This is a genomic window from Xanthomonas translucens pv. cerealis (assembly GCF_006838285.1).
GTDB lineage: Bacteria > Pseudomonadota > Gammaproteobacteria > Xanthomonadales > Xanthomonadaceae > Xanthomonas_A > Xanthomonas_A cerealis.
On the sequence record NZ_CP038228.1, the window covers coordinates 1,710,865 to 1,727,905 of the forward strand.

The following is a 17,041-nucleotide window of genomic DNA, read 5'->3' on the forward strand; positions in this document are numbered from 1 at the left end:
TGAACGCCGACGCGCCATCGCAAGCCTGCCGCGCGTAGGGAACGCACCCGCCCAAGGTCGGGAGTCGCCCTACATCCAAAGTTTTATACGCCTACCCAGCATCCGTGCCGCTATTGCATTCATGCGACGGCACAACAGCTACTACACAGCTGGATAGAAACGCAGCTCCACGACGAAACAGTCGAATTCTTTCTCCATTTGTTTACCGCCAAGTCTCGTCGCTAAAGACATTTCTTCGGCAATGCCGTTATGCAGGGCGTTGCCCAACGAACCGTACAGCAACCTTTGGTAATCAAAGAGGTCAACCATGAATTCGTTCCTGCAACGCTACAACGTCGGGCGCCGCCTGGGCGGCGCCTTCGGCCTTCTGATCCTGCTCTCCTGCCTGCTGGTCGCGGCAGGGCTACTGTCCATGTCGCGTGCACACAAGGAACTCGACAACATCGTCAAAGTCAACGTCGAGAAGGCCCGGATCGGCAATGGCATGCTCAAAGCAAACAGCAACATCCTGATCGCACTGGGCACCCTGGCCATGGTCACCAGCGAGGAACTCAACCAGCAGGCGCTGGCTGAGATCAAGACACAGCGCCAGCGCTATGCGGACTTGCGCAAGCAACTGGAGACATTCACCGCGAGCGAGAAAGGTAGAGCGCTTCGCACCGAGATCGACGCCGCACGCGCCACCGCCCGCACCATGAACGACGAAGTGATCGCGCTCGCCACGGCCAATCGCAATGCCGAAGCGCAAACCGCGCTGAGCGAGCGCTCGCGCCCCGCCACCCTCGCCTGGAACGCGAAGATCAACGAGAACGTTGAATTGCAGGACGAACAGCTGCAGACGGCCTATGCCCAGGCGACGCAGGCGATGGCCAGCGGCCGCAATATGCTGATCGGCGGCGGCGTGGCGGTGCTGATCGTCAGCAGCCTGCTGGCCTGGGCGATCACCCGCAGCCTGACCCAGCCGCTGGACCGCGCCACCCGCGCCGCCGAGGCGATCGCCGATGGCCGCCTGGACAACGATGTGCATACCCAGGCACGCGACGAACCCGGCCGCCTGCTCAATGCGATGGAGAACATGCAAACACAGCTGCAGCGCTTCTCCAGCGAAACCGCGCAGATGATCGAACTGCACGCCGACAAGGACATGAGCCATCGCATGCCGCTGGATTTCCCCGGCGTGTACGGCGACTTGAGCAAGGGCATCAACACCATGATGTTCGAGCACCTGGACGCGATCGTCGATGCGATCGCCGTGCTCAACGAATACGCCAACGGCGACCTGCGCCGCGATGCGCGGCGCCTGCCCGGCAGCCGCGCGGTGCTGCACCAATCGATGGACGCGGCCAAGACCAGCCTGCTGGCGATCAACACCGAGATCAAGCGCCTGGCGGCCGCGGCCGCCGCCGGCGACTTCAGTGCGCGCGGCGATGCGCAGCACTTCCAGCACGATTTCCAGGCGATGGTGCAAGGCCTCAACGCGATGATGGAAGTCAGCGACCGCAACCTCGGCAAGCTCTCGGCGCTGCTTCAATCGATCGCCGCCGGCGACCTGACCGCGCGCATGCACGGCGAGTTCCATGGCGTGTTCGCACAGATGCGCGACGACGCCAACGCCACCGCCGACCAGTTGACCGGCATCGTCGGCGGCATCCAGAGCGCCGCGGTCAGCATCAATGCCGCGGCCAGCGAAATCGCCACCGGCAACGACGACCTGTCGCGGCGTACCGAGCAGCAGGCCGCCAGCCTGGAAGAAACCGCCGCGTCGATGGAAGAACTGACCTCCACGGTCAAGCAGAACGCCGAGCATGCGCGCCAGGCCAACCAGCTCGCCGTCGGCGCCGCCGCGGTCGCCTCGCAGGGCGGCGAGGTGGTCAGCCAGGTGGTCACCACGATGAGCGGCATCGAGACCTCCTCGAAGAAGATCGCCGACATCATCTCGGTGATCGACGGCATCGCCTTCCAGACCAATATCCTCGCCCTCAATGCGGCAGTGGAAGCGGCGCGTGCCGGCGAACAGGGCCGCGGCTTTGCCGTGGTCGCCAGCGAAGTGCGTACGCTGGCCCAGCGCTCGGCCGGTGCGGCCAAGGAGATCAAGAACCTGATCGACGACTCAGCCACCCGTGTCGCCGAAGGGTCGACGCTGGTGCGCCAGGCTGGCCAGACCATGACCGAGATCGTGTCCTCAGTGCAGCGCGTCACCGACATCATGGGCGAGATCTCCGCCGCCTCGCAGGAGCAGTACGCCGGCATCGAGCAGGTCAACCAGACCGTCACCCAGATGGACGAAGCCACCCAGCAGAACGCGGCGCTGGTGGAGGAAGCCACCGCTGCCGCACGTTCGATGGAAGACCAGGCCAGTCAACTCACCAAAGCGGTGTCCGTGTTCAAGATCGACGAGATCTCCGCGCCAGCGCGTCGCCGCACAGCGCCAGCCGCAGCGGACGTGGCCGCCGTGGTCAAGGCGCAGGTGGCCGCCGCGACACGCGCGGTGCACAATGCGCCCAAACGCGCCACAGGCGGTGGCGGCAACGCCAGTTGGCAGGAGTTCTGAACCCTGCCGCCGTCATGCCGCTAAGGCATGCCAGCAGCAGGAAGGCATTCTGTTGCACCGGCATTGGATGTTCGGCAAACCCGGACCGCAGGTTCGGGCTTGCCCATGTCGGCGACATGAACATCCACCATGCGCGGCGGTAGCCCCAAACAGATCGGCACCTCATCGCAGCGATCGACGCGCGACCAGACATGCCGCCCCCGGGGCGCCGATGGCATCGCGCAGCGGCAGTGACGCAGTGACGCAGTGACGCAGTGAATGGGAACCACTCTCATGCGTGACGCGAAAGCCGCTGGTCAAGTCCTCAAAACTTTTGGGATGAGCATCCTCGGCCAAACATTTTTCCGGTTAACACCCTCAAGTCCGCCCAGACAAAGCCGCTAAAAGTCTCAATATTAACATTTGTCTAAAAAATACCACTAAATTTTCACATTTTACGTGATGGTCCCACCCCGCTCGTCGCACCGGCTCTCCTGTCTTGGGCCTGGGCAAAAGCACCACCGGCGGCCGCTGTCTGTCGCCGCGTCACGTCTGCTGAGCTCCGGCGCCCGGCAGACCGCTTTCTCCTGCCGGGCCCGTACTTTCACAGTTCGCTCGTTCATCAACATGACCCGGTACAGAAAAATGAAATCCAAGAATTTGACCATTTCCACCCAGCTCGCCATCGGCTTTGGCGCCGTGGTGCTGGTCATGCTCGTCGTCGGCGGCATCAGCCTGAGCAGCCAGTCCAAATTGAACAGTGCGGTGGAGATCAACGAACACACGTTCAAGGTGTTGGCGACCGGCCAAGAGATGCAGAAGAACGCACTGAATATCGAGACCGGCACGCGCGGCTACCTGCTGTCCGGCGACAAGCAGCATCTGCAGCCCTTCGAGAAAAGTCAGGCCACATTCGAAAAGGCCTACGCCGACGCCAAGCAGCTGACCTTGGACAATCCCAAGCAACAGGCACGCCTGGTCGCGTTGGACAAGGCCTACCAGCAACTGCTGGCCGCGGAAAAGTACGCGATCGGCGTGCGCGATGCGGCCAATGGTGTCGAACAGTCCGTGGCCGTGTTCCATGAGGGACGCGACCGCGCCGCGATGGGCAACATCCGGCAGCTGCTCAACGATTTCAGCAATGAGGAGACCAGCCTGCTGGCTACGCGCAATGCGGAGCTGGAGACGGTGCGCGCCCGCGGCAAATGGTCGGTGCTGATCGGCAGCCTGATTGCGGTCCTGGTCGCCGTGGGCATGGGCCTGGTGATCCGCCGCCAGTTGGTCAAGCGCATGGGCCAGGCCATTTCGGTCGCCGATGCCATCGCCTCGGGCAATCTGGACAATGTCATCGACACCCAGTCACGCGACGAAACCGGGCGCCTGTTGATCAGCATGCACAAGATGCAGAGCCAGCTGCAGTCGGTCATGGCCGCGCAGAACGAGATGGCCCAGCGCCATGATGCCGGCCAGATCAGCTACCGCATGAATGCCAAGGCGTTCCCAGGGCAATACGGGCGCATGGTCCACGACAGCAACGAACTGGCCGGTTCGCACATCGCAGTGAAGCTGCGCCTGGCGCAGATCATGGGCCGTTATGCGATCGGCGACTTCAGCGACGATATGGACCGCCTGCCCGGCGAAAAGGCCGTGCTGACCGAAACCATGGACACGGTCAAGCAGAATCTGACCGCAATGAACCGCGAGATCGGCCAACTCGCCACGGCCGCGGCCGCCGGCGACTTTAGCGTACGCGGCGACGCTGAGCGTTTCCAGTACGACTTCCGCGCCATGGTCGACAGCCTCAACCAGTTGATGGCCACCGCCGACGGCAACCTGGAGTCCTTGTCCACGCTGCTGCAGGCCATCGCCGCCGGCGACCTGACCGCACGCATGAACGGGGAGTTCCAGGGCGTGTTCGCCACGATGCGCGACGATGCCAACGCCACCTCCGAGCAACTGGCCGCTATCGTCGGCCGCATCCAGACGGCCGCGCTGAGCATCAACAGCGCGGCCAGCGAGATCGCCACCGGCAACGACGACCTGTCGCGGCGTACCGAGCAACAGGCCGCCAGCCTGGAAGAGACCGCCGCCTCGATGGAAGAACTGACCTCCACGGTCAAGCAGAACGCCGAGCATGCGCGCCAGGCCAACCAGCTCGCCGTCGGCGCCGCCTCGGTCGCCTCGCAGGGTGGCGAGGTGGTCGGCCAGGTGGTCACCACGATGAGCGGCATCGAGACCTCATCGAAGAAGATCGCCGACATCATCAGCGTCATCGATGGCATCGCGTTCCAGACCAACATCCTGGCGCTCAACGCCGCGGTGGAAGCGGCGCGCGCCGGCGAACAGGGCCGTGGCTTCGCCGTGGTCGCCAGCGAGGTGCGTACCCTCGCCCAGCGCTCGGCCAATGCCGCCAAGGAAATCAAGAACCTGATCGACGACTCGGTGAGCCAGGTGGCCAACGGCTCGGCGCTGGTGCGTCAGGCCGGGCAGACCATGAGCGAGATCGTGTCCTCGGTGCAGCGCGTTACCGACATCATGGGCGAGATCTCCGCCGCGTCGCAGGAGCAATACGCCGGCATCGAGCAGGTCAACCAGACCGTCACCCAGATGGACGAGGCGACCCAGCAAAACGCCGCCCTGGTCGAGGAAGCCACCGCCGCGGCACGCTCGATGGAAGATCAGGCACGCCAGCTCACCGAAACCGTGACGGTATTCAAGATCGACGACGCCCCCGCGAGCGCGAGCCGACGCCAGGCAGTCAGCGCACCGGCCGTAGCCGCAGTGGTCAAGGCACAGGTGGCAGCGGCGACCCGTGTCGTGCGCAACGCTCCGCCCAAGCGTGTGGCCAATGCGGGCAGCGACACCAGCTGGCACGAGTTCTGAGCGGGCGCTGTGATCGCCAAGCCGCTGCGGCTTGGCGATCGCGACTTGGGGGCGACTGCAGGTCGGCTGCCTCCACCCGGACACGACACACCGATCACGCGAACGCTGGCAGCCACGCGGCAGGTTGCAGGTTGCACGTTGCAGCACCTGCATCGCGCAAGGCGTTGTTCGTTCGCGATAATCCAAGCACGCTGCAGGGCCGCCGTCACGCTCGATCGACAAAGTTGATCGCCAGCTGACGCACGCGCCGACATCGCTTCAACAATCCTGCCGACATGCCGTTACAGCCTTCACTTCCAAACGTATGTGCAGGCCGCCATCGCCATGGGACATCTCCGACCGCGCTGGGCACCGCCTGTCATGCTGCTATTGGCGGCCGTTCCGCAGCGGCCGGCAGCTGATGCCCGACGACTGCAGTCATCGGCTGCCTGATCCGTCGTCACCATGATGCTCAGAGATTCTCAATGACACCGTCAATCCAGGCCGCCTCCGGCCACCCGCTTCCCTCCGCCGGGCCGCTCCGGCCGCTGCGCGCCTGGCACGATCTCGCCATCGCCAGGAAACTCAGCATCATCGGCATCCTCGCCCTGCTCGGGCTGATGATCCCGGTGTTGCTCTACAGCGACAAGCTCAACCAAAGCGTTGGTATCAGCCGCAACGAGCTGCGCAGCTATGCGCCATTGCGCGAGATGCTGTCGCTGCTGGACACGCTGCAGGCGCAACGCGCCGAAACCGGCGCCGCCGTCGCAGAATCGGCACGGCGCGCGGACAGCATGCTGACCGACCTGCAACGCCGCGTCGCCGCGTTGCCCGGCTTCGAGAACAGCGCCAAGGCCCTGGCGCGCCTGCGCCAGACGCTGACCGACACGCCAGGCGACAGCGGCGCTGTCGCCGCACGGGCGTCCGCCGCACTGGATGCGATGCGCGACGACAGCCAACTGGTCTATACCCCGTATGTGGAGAGCTACCACCTGGTGGTGGCCAGCCTGATCTACGGCCCGGATACCCGCGAAGCGCTGACCCGCCTGGACGCGGCCGCCGATCCGTCGCAGGCCGGTGCACAGGCGCCGGTGCTGCGCGAACAGATCGCGCAGATCGCGCGCGACCATGCCCGGCTGCGCAAGGAACTGGGAAAGGCGATCAGCCTGCTCAAGCAAGCGGATCCGGTGCTGGCCCAGGGCGTCGCCAGCGAGGCAAGCCGCGCCGACCAGGCCCTGCTGCAACTGTCCGCCACGCTGGACAGCGGCGCGCCCGATGCCGACCGGCGCTGGAACCGCGCGCTCGACGAATGGGACCAAGCGCTGCAATCGCTGAGCGCGACCTCGCTGCAAGCCCTGCAGCGACAGTCGGCATGGCATCTGGCGGACGCGCGCAGCGCGATGTGGTGGACGATCGCCGGGCTGAGCCTGCTGACGCTGCTGATCGTGGCCTTGTGCGTCCACACCCTGTCGGCACTGACCCGCAACGTGCGCCGTGCCGCCGACGTCGCCGCGCAGATTGCGCAGGGTCGCCTGGACACGGCGATCACGGTGTCCGGCCGCGACGAAAGCGGCCAGTTGCTGGACAACATGCAACAGATGCAGCTGCAGCTGCAGCGCGTGCTGACGGCGCAGGTCGAGATGGCGCAGCGCCACGATGCCGGCCAGATCAGCTACCGCATGGACGAGAGCGCTTTCCCCGGCGACTACGGACGCATGGTCCGCGACAGCAATGCGTTGGCCGCGGCGCAGATCGCGGTGACCCTGCGCCTGGCACAGATCATGGACCGCTATGCGATCGGCGACCTCAGCGAGGACATGGACCGTCTGCCCGGCGAGAAGGCCGCAATGACCGCGACCATGGATACGGTCAAACAGAACCTGACCGCGATGAACCACCAGATCGGCCAGCTCGCCTCCGCCGCAGCGGCTGGCGACTTCAGTGTGCGCGGCGACGCGCAGCGCTTCCAGTACGACTTTCGTGCCATGGTCGACAGCCTCAACCTGCTGATGGACACCGCCGACGGCAACCTGCAGTCGCTGTCCGCGCTGCTGCAGGCCATCGCCGCCGGCGATCTGACCGCGCGCATGCATGGCGACTTCAACGGCGTGTTCGCCAGCATGCGCGACAATGCCAACGCCACCGCCGAGCAGTTGGCCGGCATCGTCGGCCGCATCCAGACAGCTGCGCTTAGCATCAACAGCGCGGCCAGCGAGATCGCCACCGGCAACGACGACCTGTCGCGGCGCACCGAGCAGCAGGCCGCCAGCCTGGAAGAAACCGCCGCCTCGATGGAAGAACTGACCTCCACCGTGAAGCAGAACGCCGAGCACGCGCGCCAGGCCAACCAGCTCGCCGCCGGTGCGGCCGCGGTCGCCTCGCAGGGCGGCGACGTGGTCGGCAAGGTAGTGAGCACGATGAGCGGCATCGAGGCGTCCTCGAAGAGGATCGCCGACATCATCAGCGTCATCGACGGCATCGCCTTCCAGACCAATATCCTGGCGCTCAACGCCGCGGTGGAAGCGGCGCGTGCCGGCGAACAGGGCCGTGGTTTCGCCGTGGTCGCCAGCGAGGTGCGTACCCTCGCCCAGCGCTCGGCCGGTGCGGCCAAGGAGATCAAGCAGCTGATCGACGACTCTGTTAGCCAGGTGTCAAATGGCTCGGTGCTGGTGCGCCAGGCCGGGCAGACCATGAGCGAGATCGTGTCCTCGGTCCAGCGCGTCACCGACATCATGGGCGAAATCTCCGCCGCGTCGCAGGAACAATCGGCCGGCATCGAGCAGGTCAACCAGACCGTCACCCAGATGGACGAAGCCACGCAGCAGAACGCGGCGCTGGTCGAGGAAGCCACCGCCGCGGCACGCGCGATGGAGGATCAGGCCGGCCAACTCACTGAGACCGTCGCCCTGTTCAAGATCCAGGCGACCCATGCCACGCCATCGTCGCGGTCACGCCCTGCTGCGGCAGGCATGCAGCGGCAAGCGCACCGCTAGCGGCGATCCAACGCAAGCTGCAGCGATACGCCTGAGGACGGCGCAATGCCATGAGCCGACCAGCCTTGGCCGCGGAGCGCTTCTGCGGCCAATGCTGTTTCCATCGCCACAGGGGCGACGGCGGGGCTGATGCGAAGGCATGGCGCAAGCCCCCTGCCCCCTGTTCTCGACATCCGATCGGCAATCTTCTAAAGCCAGTGCTTTTCCCGTCGATAACATGAAGAGCCGGTGATTGTCGGCGCAGCGCCCATCGGGGAGCCCATGCACGATGCCACCATTGCCCAGGCGGATGATCCGCGACGGTCGTCGCGGTTGCCGATCGGCATGTTGTTGCTGGCCGTGTGGGCTAGCTGGTCGGCCGCAAGCCTGCTCTTGCTTGCCAAGCCGCCGGCCACCGCCAGCGCCGATGCCATCCGCCGGCAATTGCAGGCCTTTGCCTCCACTACAGCACCGCGCGGCCAGGCGGTGGCGTTCCAGTTGCGCGCAGCCGGATGCGGTTGCGCATCTGCCGGTCCGGCGTCCACGCCGCCGGGTCTGCGCAGCGTCGATCTGCGCCAACGGCCAGCACCGGCGGCACTGCCCTACGCGCTGGTCGTCTTCGATGCCGGCGATCGCCTGGTCTACGCCGGACCTACTCAAATCGAAGGCTGCGGCAAAGCGATTCCCGCTGCGACGATGATCCCGCGCCTGCTGGCGGCCGACAATGCCTCACCACTGATCCTTCCCACCCACTGTGCATGCCGATAAGGAACCACCTGCATGAGCACATCGAACACACACGGCAGCGTGCTGGTCGGCAACGAACGCTACGTCTACCTGCAGAAGCTGGCGGCGGACGCCGACCGGCTGTTCCTGGCGGTGGCCGCGTTCGTCGGCCTGATCGGCCTGGCCATCGCCTGGCGCCAGGGCCTGTGGACGCCGTGGCTGGCGGTGACCTTGCCGACCCTGGTGGTCATCGCGCTGCAGGTGCAACTGTACCCGGGCACGCTGCTGAGCCGCTGCACCATGGCGCTGGGCTTGATGGTGCTGGCCGCCGTGCTGATCCAGCAGGCCGGCGGCATGACCGAAATCCACTTCGGCGTGATCGTGCTGATCGCGTTGTTGCTGTACTACCGCGACTGGCGGCCGATCGTGGTCGCCTCCGCGGCCATCGCCGTCCACCACGTGCTGTTCTTCTGGCTGCAGCATCGCGGCCTGCCGCTGCGCGCGTTCGCCGCCGACGCGGGGATCGGCATCCTGGCCATGCACGCAGGCTATGTCATGGTCGAGGCCGGCATCCTGATGGCGATGGCCGTGCAGATGCGCAAGCAACTGCTGGACGTGGGCCATGAGCCGCGCGAGCTGGCGCTGCTGGCGCGCGCCATCGCCCGCAAGCAAGCGCTGCCGGCCTCGATCCGCGGCCTGACCCTGCCGGAAGGCTCGATCGCGCATACCCTGGTGGTGGCCAGCGAGCAATTGCTGAGCAGCCACGCACAGGAAGCGCAGGCGCAGCACGAAAACCTGCGCATCCGCACCGCATTGGAGAACGTCACCGCCAACGTGATGATCGCCGACGCAGAGCGCAACATCGTCTACGTCAACAAGCCGCTGGCGCGCATGCTGTCGGCCGCGCAGGACGACCTGCGCCGCGAGCTGCCCGGCTTCGATGCGAACGAGCTGCTGGGACGCAACATCGACATGTTCCACAAGCGCCCCGAGCACCAGGCCAAACTGCTGGCCACATTGCAACACACGCACACCGCGCAGATCCGGGTAGGCGGACGCAGCATGCGCCTGATCATCAATCCGGTCATCGGCGATGCGTCCGAGCGCCAGGGCTTCGTCGTGGAGTGGTCCGATCGTACCGACGAGATCCAGGTCGAAGAGGAAGTGACCCAAATCGTGCGCGCGGCCTCTGCCGGCGACCTCGACAGCCGCATCGGCCTGGACGGCAAGCAGGGCTTCTTCCTGCTGCTGGCGCAACAGCTCAACACCTTGCTGGACAACAACGCCGACGGCCTGGCGCGCATTTCCCGGCTGCTGTCGGCGTTGTCGCAGGGCGACCTCACCGCGCGCATGGACGGCGATCTGCACGGGGTGTTCGCGCGCATCCGCGACGACGCCAACGCCACCGCCCTGCAACTGGCGACGATCGTGCGCCAGATCCAGGGCGCATCGGATTCGATCAACAGCTCGGCCGGCGAGATCGCCACCGGCAACGATGACCTGTCGCGCCGCACCGAGCAGCAGGTGGCGAGCCTGGAGGAAACCGCCGCCTCGCTGGAGGAACTGACCTCCACCGTGAAGCAGAACGCCGAGCACGCGCGCCAGGCCAATCAGCTGGCGGTCGGCGCCGCTGCGGTCGCCACCCAGGGCGGCGAGGTGGTCGACCAAGTGGTGAGCACGATGAGTGGCATCGAGACCTCATCGAAGAAGATCGCAGACATCATCTCGGTCATCGACGGCATCGCCTTCCAGACCAATATCCTGGCGCTCAACGCGGCGGTGGAGGCGGCGCGGGCCGGCGAACAGGGCCGCGGCTTCGCCGTGGTCGCCAGCGAGGTCCGCACCCTCGCCCAGCGCTCGGCCAATGCAGCCAAGGAGATCAAGGGCCTGATCGACGACTCGGTCGGCCGCGTCGCAGAAGGCTCGGCGCTGGTCGACCGCGCCGGCCGCACCATGCAGGAGATCGTGGCCTCGGTGCAGCGCGTCACCGACATCATGGGCGAGATATCCACCGCCTCGCAGGAGCAGTCGGCCGGCATCGAGCAGGTCAACCGCACCGTCACCCAGATGGACGAGGCGACCCAGCAGAATGCCGCGCTGGTCGAGCAAGCCACCGCCAGTGCGCGCTCGATGGAAAGCCAGGCCGGCGAGCTTGCACGGGCGGTGGCCTCGTTCACGCTGGTGCCGCGTGGGCCGGCTGGCGCCGCGGGCAACGTGGCCATCTTGCATCCAGGCTATAAAAAAGCCGAACACGGCCGATAGCGTCGTGGGACGGGCGCAATACGCCGCCCCGCCCATCCATCATCCCTGTTGCCCACCCATGGCCGAAGGCACCAACAGCGACTCCACCGAACCGTCTGCGCACGAGGCGACGGAACAGGACGACCGCTTTCTGCTGACCAACCCGCGCGAGATCCGGCAACTGCTGCGGTCGCTGATCAACCAGCGCTCGCAGATCAGCGCGCATGTGGTTGGCCGCGACCAGTCGTTCTTGACCGCGCTGCTGGAACTGGACGATGACAGTGTGCTGCTGGACCTGAGCGTCAACGAAGCCAACAACCGCAGCGCCGAGCAGGCCGAGTACCTGTTGTGCTTCGCGCAGGTGGACAAAGTGGGGCTGCGTTTCCGCATCGCCGGCCTGGAACGGGTCGCGCACGGCGACGCTCCCGGCTTCCGTGCGCCGCTGCCGGATTCGCTTCACTACCTGCAACGCCGCGAGCACTTCCGGCTGGAGACGCCGATCACAGAATCGCCGATGTGCGTGCTGCGACTGGACGATGCCAGCCCGCCCACCGAACTGGTACTGCGGGTCATCGACATCAGCGACGGCGGTCTGGCGGTGGCGCTGGTGCCCGGCCAGCCGCTGCCGGAGGAGCGGCAAAGCTACCCGAGCTGCGTATTGCAGTTGCCTAACGCCGACGCCATCCGGCTGACCCTGCAGGTCTGCAGCCTGTATCCGCACAAGCTGGCCAACGGCCAGGACACGCTGCGCGTCGGGCTACGCTTCGTCGACCTGCCGCGCGGCGCCGACGCGGCGATCCAGCGCTACATCTTCCGCATCGAACGCCAGCGCAGCGCGCGCAAGAGCGGCGTGCTGCCTTGAAGAGCGCACCGACCGTCCACGGCGAATCCTGTGGGAGCATGTTTTTTGTGGGAGGGACTTCAGTCCCGACGCATGACAGCGTGGCCTCCGCGCGCTTGTGCAGGAGCGGCTTCAGCCGCGACCGGAGCATGAAGCGGTCGCATCGATCGACCCAAGAAAAAGCCACGCGGCTGAAGCCGCTCCTACACCACACGCCATCTTTATCGAATGTACCAGGCCGGTGCGGATGGTGACAGGACCGCTAAAGTTCTGCCGCACTACGCCGATCTATTGCAAGAGCCGCATTACCCGCTTCCCGCCCTCCATTCTCAATTCCGTGCACACCAGGAGCACACGATGAACGACAAGAACACCTCTGCCTCCGGTGCCACCGGCGGCGAATTCCTCAGCTTCACCCTCGGCGAAGAGCACTACGGCGTCGACATCCTGAAAGTGCAGGAGATCCGTGGCTACGACTCGGTCACCCGGGTCCCGGACGCACCGGAATACATCAAGGGCGTGATCAACCTGCGCGGCACCATCGTGCCGGTGATCGACCTGCGCCTGAAGCTGCGCCTCAAGGAAGCGCGCTACGACGCCTTCACCGTGATGATCGTGCTCAACGTCGAGGACCGCGTGGTCGGCATCGTCGTGGACAGTGTCTCCGACGTGATCCCGTTGAACGAGGAGCAGATCCGGCCGACCCCCGAGTTCGGCGCCGCAGTGGACACCCGCTTCATCTCAGGCATCGGCACCCAGGACGATAAGATGCTGATCCTGCTGGACATCGAGACCCTGCTCGACAGCGCCGACCTGAGCCAGCACGCACACGTCGACGAAGCCGCCTGAGCGGCCTGAGCCGCGGCCTCGCCGCAGTTGCACACGCGATTCCCGACCCGCCGTTCATCGGCGGGTTTTTTCTTTCGGAAATGCGAACTGATTAGCACTTGCGCCCGTCAAGTTCATCGTGACAACGCCGATAGCTGATAGGTGGCCCGATCCAGTTGGGGCCGATTCATTTTCCCACCCCTTCCCACCCTAAAGGAGTTTCCCCGTGAAACCGAACTTCCCCTTGCTGCTGGTCCTGCTGCTTGCCGCCAGCCCAAGCGCCTTTGCCCAATCGCAGCAGATGATCCCGCCGGAGATGGCGGCCCGCTTCGTCGGCAAGGACGGCATGGTCTGCGGCAAGGTCGAGAAGGCCAAGTACGCGCAGAACTCCGAAGGCGAGCCGACCTTCCTGTACATGGGCGGCATGTTCCCGCGCCACACCTTCTCCGCGCGCATCGCCGGCGCCGACCGCGGCAAGTTCGGCTTCGCGCCGGAAAGCCTGGAAGGCAAAGACGTATGCGTGATCGGCAAGATCGAACGCGACAGCTCGCGCGCCGAGATCCAGGTCAGCGCGCCGTCCAGCCTGAAGCTGGCCACGATCAAGTAAGACGAAGCGTCGCCGTGCCGGAGCCTTTGCGCTTCGGCAAGGCGGCGTTTTTGTTTTCTGGTGCTTCGCCGCCGTTGTCGAAACAAGGGGAAATGCGTTCATGCAGTGGATAAAAAATATGAAGCTGATGCCGAAGCTGATGCTGGCATTCGGTCTCGTGCTCGCCATCATGTTGATCCAGGGACTGGTCGCCTACAACGGCCTGCATTCGATCAACAACGTGGCCGACAACACCTCCAACCAGGTGGTGCCCAGCGTGCGCACCGGCGGCGAGATGCGCGGCATCCTCGGCGAATACCGCAGCGCGGCCTACCAGAGCCTGATCCGCAGCAGCGATACGATCAAGAAAGACGCCGAAACGCGCAAAGTCGCGCTGAAGAAGCGGATGGACGAAATCATCGCCCAGTATCCGCCGCTGATCGGCAGCCCGCAGGAGCGCGCGATCTACGAGCGCACCGCGGCGGACTGGAAAAAAGCGATCGCCTCCTACCAGTCGGTGGACGAAATGCTGCAGCTGGAACTGCACGACGATGCGATCGACACTTTCACCGGCGAGACCCGCACCCTGCACAACAAGGTCGTGGACGACGTGATCGCGTTGATCGGCGAAAACAACCGCCAAGCGCAGGTCGCTGGAGTGGCCGCCAACATCACTTACCGTCGGTCCTCGGCCTTGCTGCTGATCTGCGTGGTGATCGGCGTCATCGGCGCCGTAGGCCTGGCCTGGCTGTTCGGGCGCATGCTGGCCAGCAACGTGCGTAGTGCGGTCAAGGTCGCCAACGAGGTCGCCGGCGGCAAGCTCGACGGGCACATCGACGCCACCGGCAAGGACGAGATCGGCGAACTGCTGCAGGCGCTCAAGCGCATGCAGCAGGACCTGCGCGAGCGCACCGAGCGCGACGCGGCGGTAGCTGCCGAGAACCTGCGCATCCGCACCGCGCTGGACAACTCCTCCACCGGCATGTACATCGCCGACCTGGACTACACCATCGTCTACGCCAACCCGTCGATGCAGGGCATCGTCGACAAGTACGCCGACCAGATCCGCAAGGTCGCCCCCGCGTTCGACTCGAGCATGCCGCTGGTCGGTTCCTCGCTGTCGGTGCTGGAATACGGCAACCAGATCGACACCCGCACCGTGGCCGCGATCAAGAAGCAGGGCGCGACCGAGCGCGAGATGGCCTACGGCCATGCCCGTATCGCGCAGATCGTGTCCAGCATCCGCGACGCGCACGGCAGCCATGTCGGTTTCGTCTGCGAATCGCGCGATCGCACCGTCGAGGCCCAGGTCGAAGAGGAAGTGGCCAAGATCGTGCAGGCCGCCGCCGCCGGCGACCTGTCCGGACGCGTTGCCACCGACGGCAAGCAGGGGTTCCTCCTGCAGCTGGCGCAGCAGCTCAACGGCCTGCTGCAGGCCAACGGCGACAGCATCGGCGAAGTCTCCAAGCTGCTGACCGCGCTGTCGCACGGCGACCTGACCGCGCGCATGCACGGCGAGTTCGATGGCGTGTTCGCCACCATGCGCGACGACGCCAATGCCACCGCCGAGCAGCTCGCAGCCATCGTCGGCCGCATCCAGACCGCGGCGGTCAGTATCAACGCCTCCGCTGGCGAGATCGCCGCCGGCAACGACGACCTGTCGCGCCGCACCGAGCAACAAGCGGCAAACCTGGAAGAAACCGCCGCGTCGATGGAGGAATTGACCTCCACCGTGAAGCAGAACGCCGAGCATGCACGCCAGGCCAATCAGCTCGCGGTCGGTGCGGCCTCGGTCGCCTCGCAAGGCGGCGCCGTGGTCGGCCAGGTCGTCACCACGATGAGCGGCATCGAGACCTCCTCGAAGAAGATCGCCGACATCATTTCGGTGATCGACGGCATCGCCTTCCAGACCAATATCCTCGCCCTCAATGCGGCAGTGGAAGCGGCGCGTGCCGGCGAACAGGGCCGCGGCTTCGCCGTGGTCGCCAGCGAGGTGCGCACCCTCGCCCAGCGTTCGGCCAATGCCGCCAAGGAGATCAAGGGCCTGATCGATGCCTCGGTCACCCAGGTCGCCAACGGCTCGGCGCTGGTGCGCCAGGCAGGACAGACCATGAGCGAGATCGTGTCCTCGGTGCAGCGCGTCACCGACATCATGAGCGAGATCGCGGCCGCGTCCCAAGAGCAGTCGTCCGGCATCGAGCAGGTCAACCAGACCGTCACCCAGATGGACGAGACCACCCAGCAGAACGCCGCGCTGGTGGAAGAAGCCACTGCCGCCGCACGCTCGATGGAAGAACAGGCCGGGCAGCTGACCGAAGCGGTCTCGATCTTCCGCGTGGAGCAGACGCCGGCAAGCGCGCCGACGCCGACGCCGCGCCATGCGCAGGTGCACTCGATCCGCACGGTGGCCACGAAGCCGGCCGCGGTGCCATCGAGCAAGCCGGCGCTGGCGACCCGCAGCAAGAAGTCCGTACCGGCCCTGGCTGATTCGGACTGGCAAGAGTTCTGAGCCGCCGGCAATCGCGGCGTTCATGCAGTTCCCGATCCCCGGCCACGCGCCGGGGATTTTTTTGCCGGAAGCAACACGCGATGCGCGTCGCGCCGTTCGGTCGGGACCAACGCGCGCTTGGTCTCAACCAGGCGGCAGGCACGCGCGTGGCAATGACCGAAACGGACTGGGCGAAGTTCCGAGTGCAGCGCCGCGAGCAGGCCATCGAATCCAACGAATCCAACGAATCCGAACTGCATCACAGTTGACCGGGTGCCATGTAATGGCGAACTCAAGCGCCAGGGGCCGCAGTCGATACCCGATTAACGATGCGTGAATGCAGCCTGCCACTGCCCTCGTCATCGCCGCCGCTTCGGAGCCTGAGATGCCACGCCAGACCGATCTGAAATCGTCCCTGCTCGCTGCGCTGCTATGCGTGCTCGGCTGCGCCACGGTAGTCGCGGTGGGGTATCTGGGTACCCGCAACCTCGACGACTCGCGCGAGCACCTGCAGCAGTTGCAGACCCGGCAAGCGCCAGCGGCCATGGCCTTATGCGAGCTGCGTGCGCAACTGGCGGAATTGCGCCTGTATCAACTGTCGCTGATCGCCGCCACGGGCAATGCGGCGGAGGTGGCCGACTACGACCAGCGTATCGAGCAATCGCTGCGCGGCGCACACAAGCAGGTGGCGCTGTACATCGCCACCATGCCGAGCGGCGAAGAACGCCAACGCTTCGCCACGATCCAGGCCGAACTCGATGCCTACCTGAAGTTGCACCGGCAGATCGGCGCGGCGGTGCATGCCGGCGATCACGAACGCGCCAACCAGCTGTCAACGCAACAGGCGCTGCCGCAGCGCCGCGCCCTGTTCGCCGACCTGGAGGAACTGAGCCGCATCAACGCCCGCCACGCGCCGCATGCGGAAGCCGACGTGCTCATCTACGCCCCCCGCTAGCCCCGACGCACC

10 protein-coding genes and 2 pseudogenes are annotated in these 17,041 nt (G+C 65.7%); 11 read left to right on the plus strand and 1 reads right to left on the minus strand.

Features of this window, described 5'->3' with window-relative positions:
• Window positions 1-141 precede the first annotated feature (141 nt).
• Window positions 142-309, minus strand: coding sequence for a hypothetical protein (locus E4A48_RS20460; RefSeq protein WP_185910735.1), 168 nt, complete (start codon window positions 307-309; stop codon window positions 142-144).
• Here E4A48_RS20460 and E4A48_RS07600 point away from each other — a divergent pair.
• The 11 genes and pseudogenes from E4A48_RS07600 to E4A48_RS07645 form a co-directional block, all read left to right on the plus strand.
• Window positions 308-2,399 (plus strand): annotated as a pseudogene (locus tag E4A48_RS07600) (methyl-accepting chemotaxis protein); the annotation flags it as partial. The gene E4A48_RS20460 and the pseudogene E4A48_RS07600 sit on opposite strands and share 2 nt — an antisense overlap.
• Before the next feature lie 776 nt (window positions 2,400-3,175).
• Entirely contained in the window at window positions 3,176-5,413 is a 2,238-nt protein-coding gene (locus tag E4A48_RS07605) for a methyl-accepting chemotaxis protein (protein ID WP_142742163.1), read from the plus strand.
• A 464-nt stretch (window positions 5,414-5,877) separates the two neighbouring features.
• Window positions 5,878-8,385: a methyl-accepting chemotaxis protein gene (locus E4A48_RS07610; protein ID WP_142742164.1), complete on the plus strand. Its 2,508-nt coding sequence runs from the start codon at window positions 5,878-5,880 to the stop codon at window positions 8,383-8,385.
• 261 nt (window positions 8,386-8,646) lie between these two features.
• The gene (locus E4A48_RS07615) at window positions 8,647-9,132 is read left to right on the plus strand and encodes a hypothetical protein (protein WP_176717146.1); all 486 of its coding nucleotides are present in this window, start codon (window positions 8,647-8,649) and stop codon (window positions 9,130-9,132) included.
• Window positions 9,133-9,879: 747 nt separating this feature from the next.
• Window positions 9,880-11,271, plus strand: a pseudogene (locus E4A48_RS21715) (methyl-accepting chemotaxis protein); the annotation flags it as partial.
• 139 nt (window positions 11,272-11,410) lie between these two features.
• Entirely contained in the window at window positions 11,411-12,193 is a 783-nt protein-coding gene (locus tag E4A48_RS07625; protein ID WP_142742165.1) for a flagellar brake protein, read from the plus strand.
• Window positions 12,194-12,529: 336 nt separating this feature from the next.
• Entirely contained in the window at window positions 12,530-13,021 is a 492-nt protein-coding gene (locus E4A48_RS07630; protein WP_003467814.1) for a chemotaxis protein CheW, read from the plus strand.
• A gap of 280 nt (window positions 13,022-13,301) precedes the next feature.
• Window positions 13,302-13,607, plus strand: coding sequence for a hypothetical protein (locus E4A48_RS07635; RefSeq protein WP_141696369.1), 306 nt, complete (start codon window positions 13,302-13,304; stop codon window positions 13,605-13,607).
• A 100-nt stretch (window positions 13,608-13,707) separates the two neighbouring features.
• Entirely contained in the window at window positions 13,708-16,095 is a 2,388-nt protein-coding gene (locus E4A48_RS07640) for a methyl-accepting chemotaxis protein (protein ID WP_142742166.1), read from the plus strand.
• A gap of 80 nt (window positions 16,096-16,175) precedes the next feature.
• Window positions 16,176-16,343, plus strand: a complete 168-nt coding sequence (locus E4A48_RS20465) for a hypothetical protein (protein ID WP_155521876.1) — start codon at window positions 16,176-16,178, stop codon at window positions 16,341-16,343.
• 116 nt (window positions 16,344-16,459) lie between these two features.
• Window positions 16,460-17,029: an MCP four helix bundle domain-containing protein gene (locus tag E4A48_RS07645; RefSeq protein ID WP_039005066.1), complete on the plus strand. Its 570-nt coding sequence runs from the start codon at window positions 16,460-16,462 to the stop codon at window positions 17,027-17,029.
• Window positions 17,030-17,041 lie beyond the last annotated feature (12 nt).

What these genes read in the sequence shown, in the direction of transcription:
- E4A48_RS07630 (WP_003467814.1), top strand. Translation starts at nt 12,530, where the DNA reads ATGAACGACAAGAACACCTCTGCCTCCGGTGCCACCGGCGGCGAATTC.
- E4A48_RS07645 (WP_039005066.1), top strand. Translation starts at nt 16,460, where the DNA reads ATGCCACGCCAGACCGATCTGAAATCGTCCCTGCTCGCTGCGCTGCTA.
- E4A48_RS20465 (WP_155521876.1), top strand. Translation starts at nt 16,176, where the DNA reads ATGCGCGTCGCGCCGTTCGGTCGGGACCAACGCGCGCTTGGTCTCAAC.
- E4A48_RS07615 (WP_176717146.1), top strand. Translation starts at nt 8,647, where the DNA reads ATGCACGATGCCACCATTGCCCAGGCGGATGATCCGCGACGGTCGTCG.
- E4A48_RS07625 (WP_142742165.1), top strand. Translation starts at nt 11,411, where the DNA reads ATGGCCGAAGGCACCAACAGCGACTCCACCGAACCGTCTGCGCACGAG.
- E4A48_RS20460 (WP_185910735.1), bottom strand. Translation starts at nt 309, where the DNA reads ATGGTTGACCTCTTTGATTACCAAAGGTTGCTGTACGGTTCGTTGGGC.
- E4A48_RS07640 (WP_142742166.1), top strand. Translation starts at nt 13,708, where the DNA reads ATGCAGTGGATAAAAAATATGAAGCTGATGCCGAAGCTGATGCTGGCA.
- E4A48_RS07610 (WP_142742164.1), top strand. Translation starts at nt 5,878, where the DNA reads ATGACACCGTCAATCCAGGCCGCCTCCGGCCACCCGCTTCCCTCCGCC.
- E4A48_RS07635 (WP_141696369.1), top strand. Translation starts at nt 13,302, where the DNA reads ATGATCCCGCCGGAGATGGCGGCCCGCTTCGTCGGCAAGGACGGCATG.
- E4A48_RS07605 (WP_142742163.1), top strand. Translation starts at nt 3,176, where the DNA reads ATGAAATCCAAGAATTTGACCATTTCCACCCAGCTCGCCATCGGCTTT.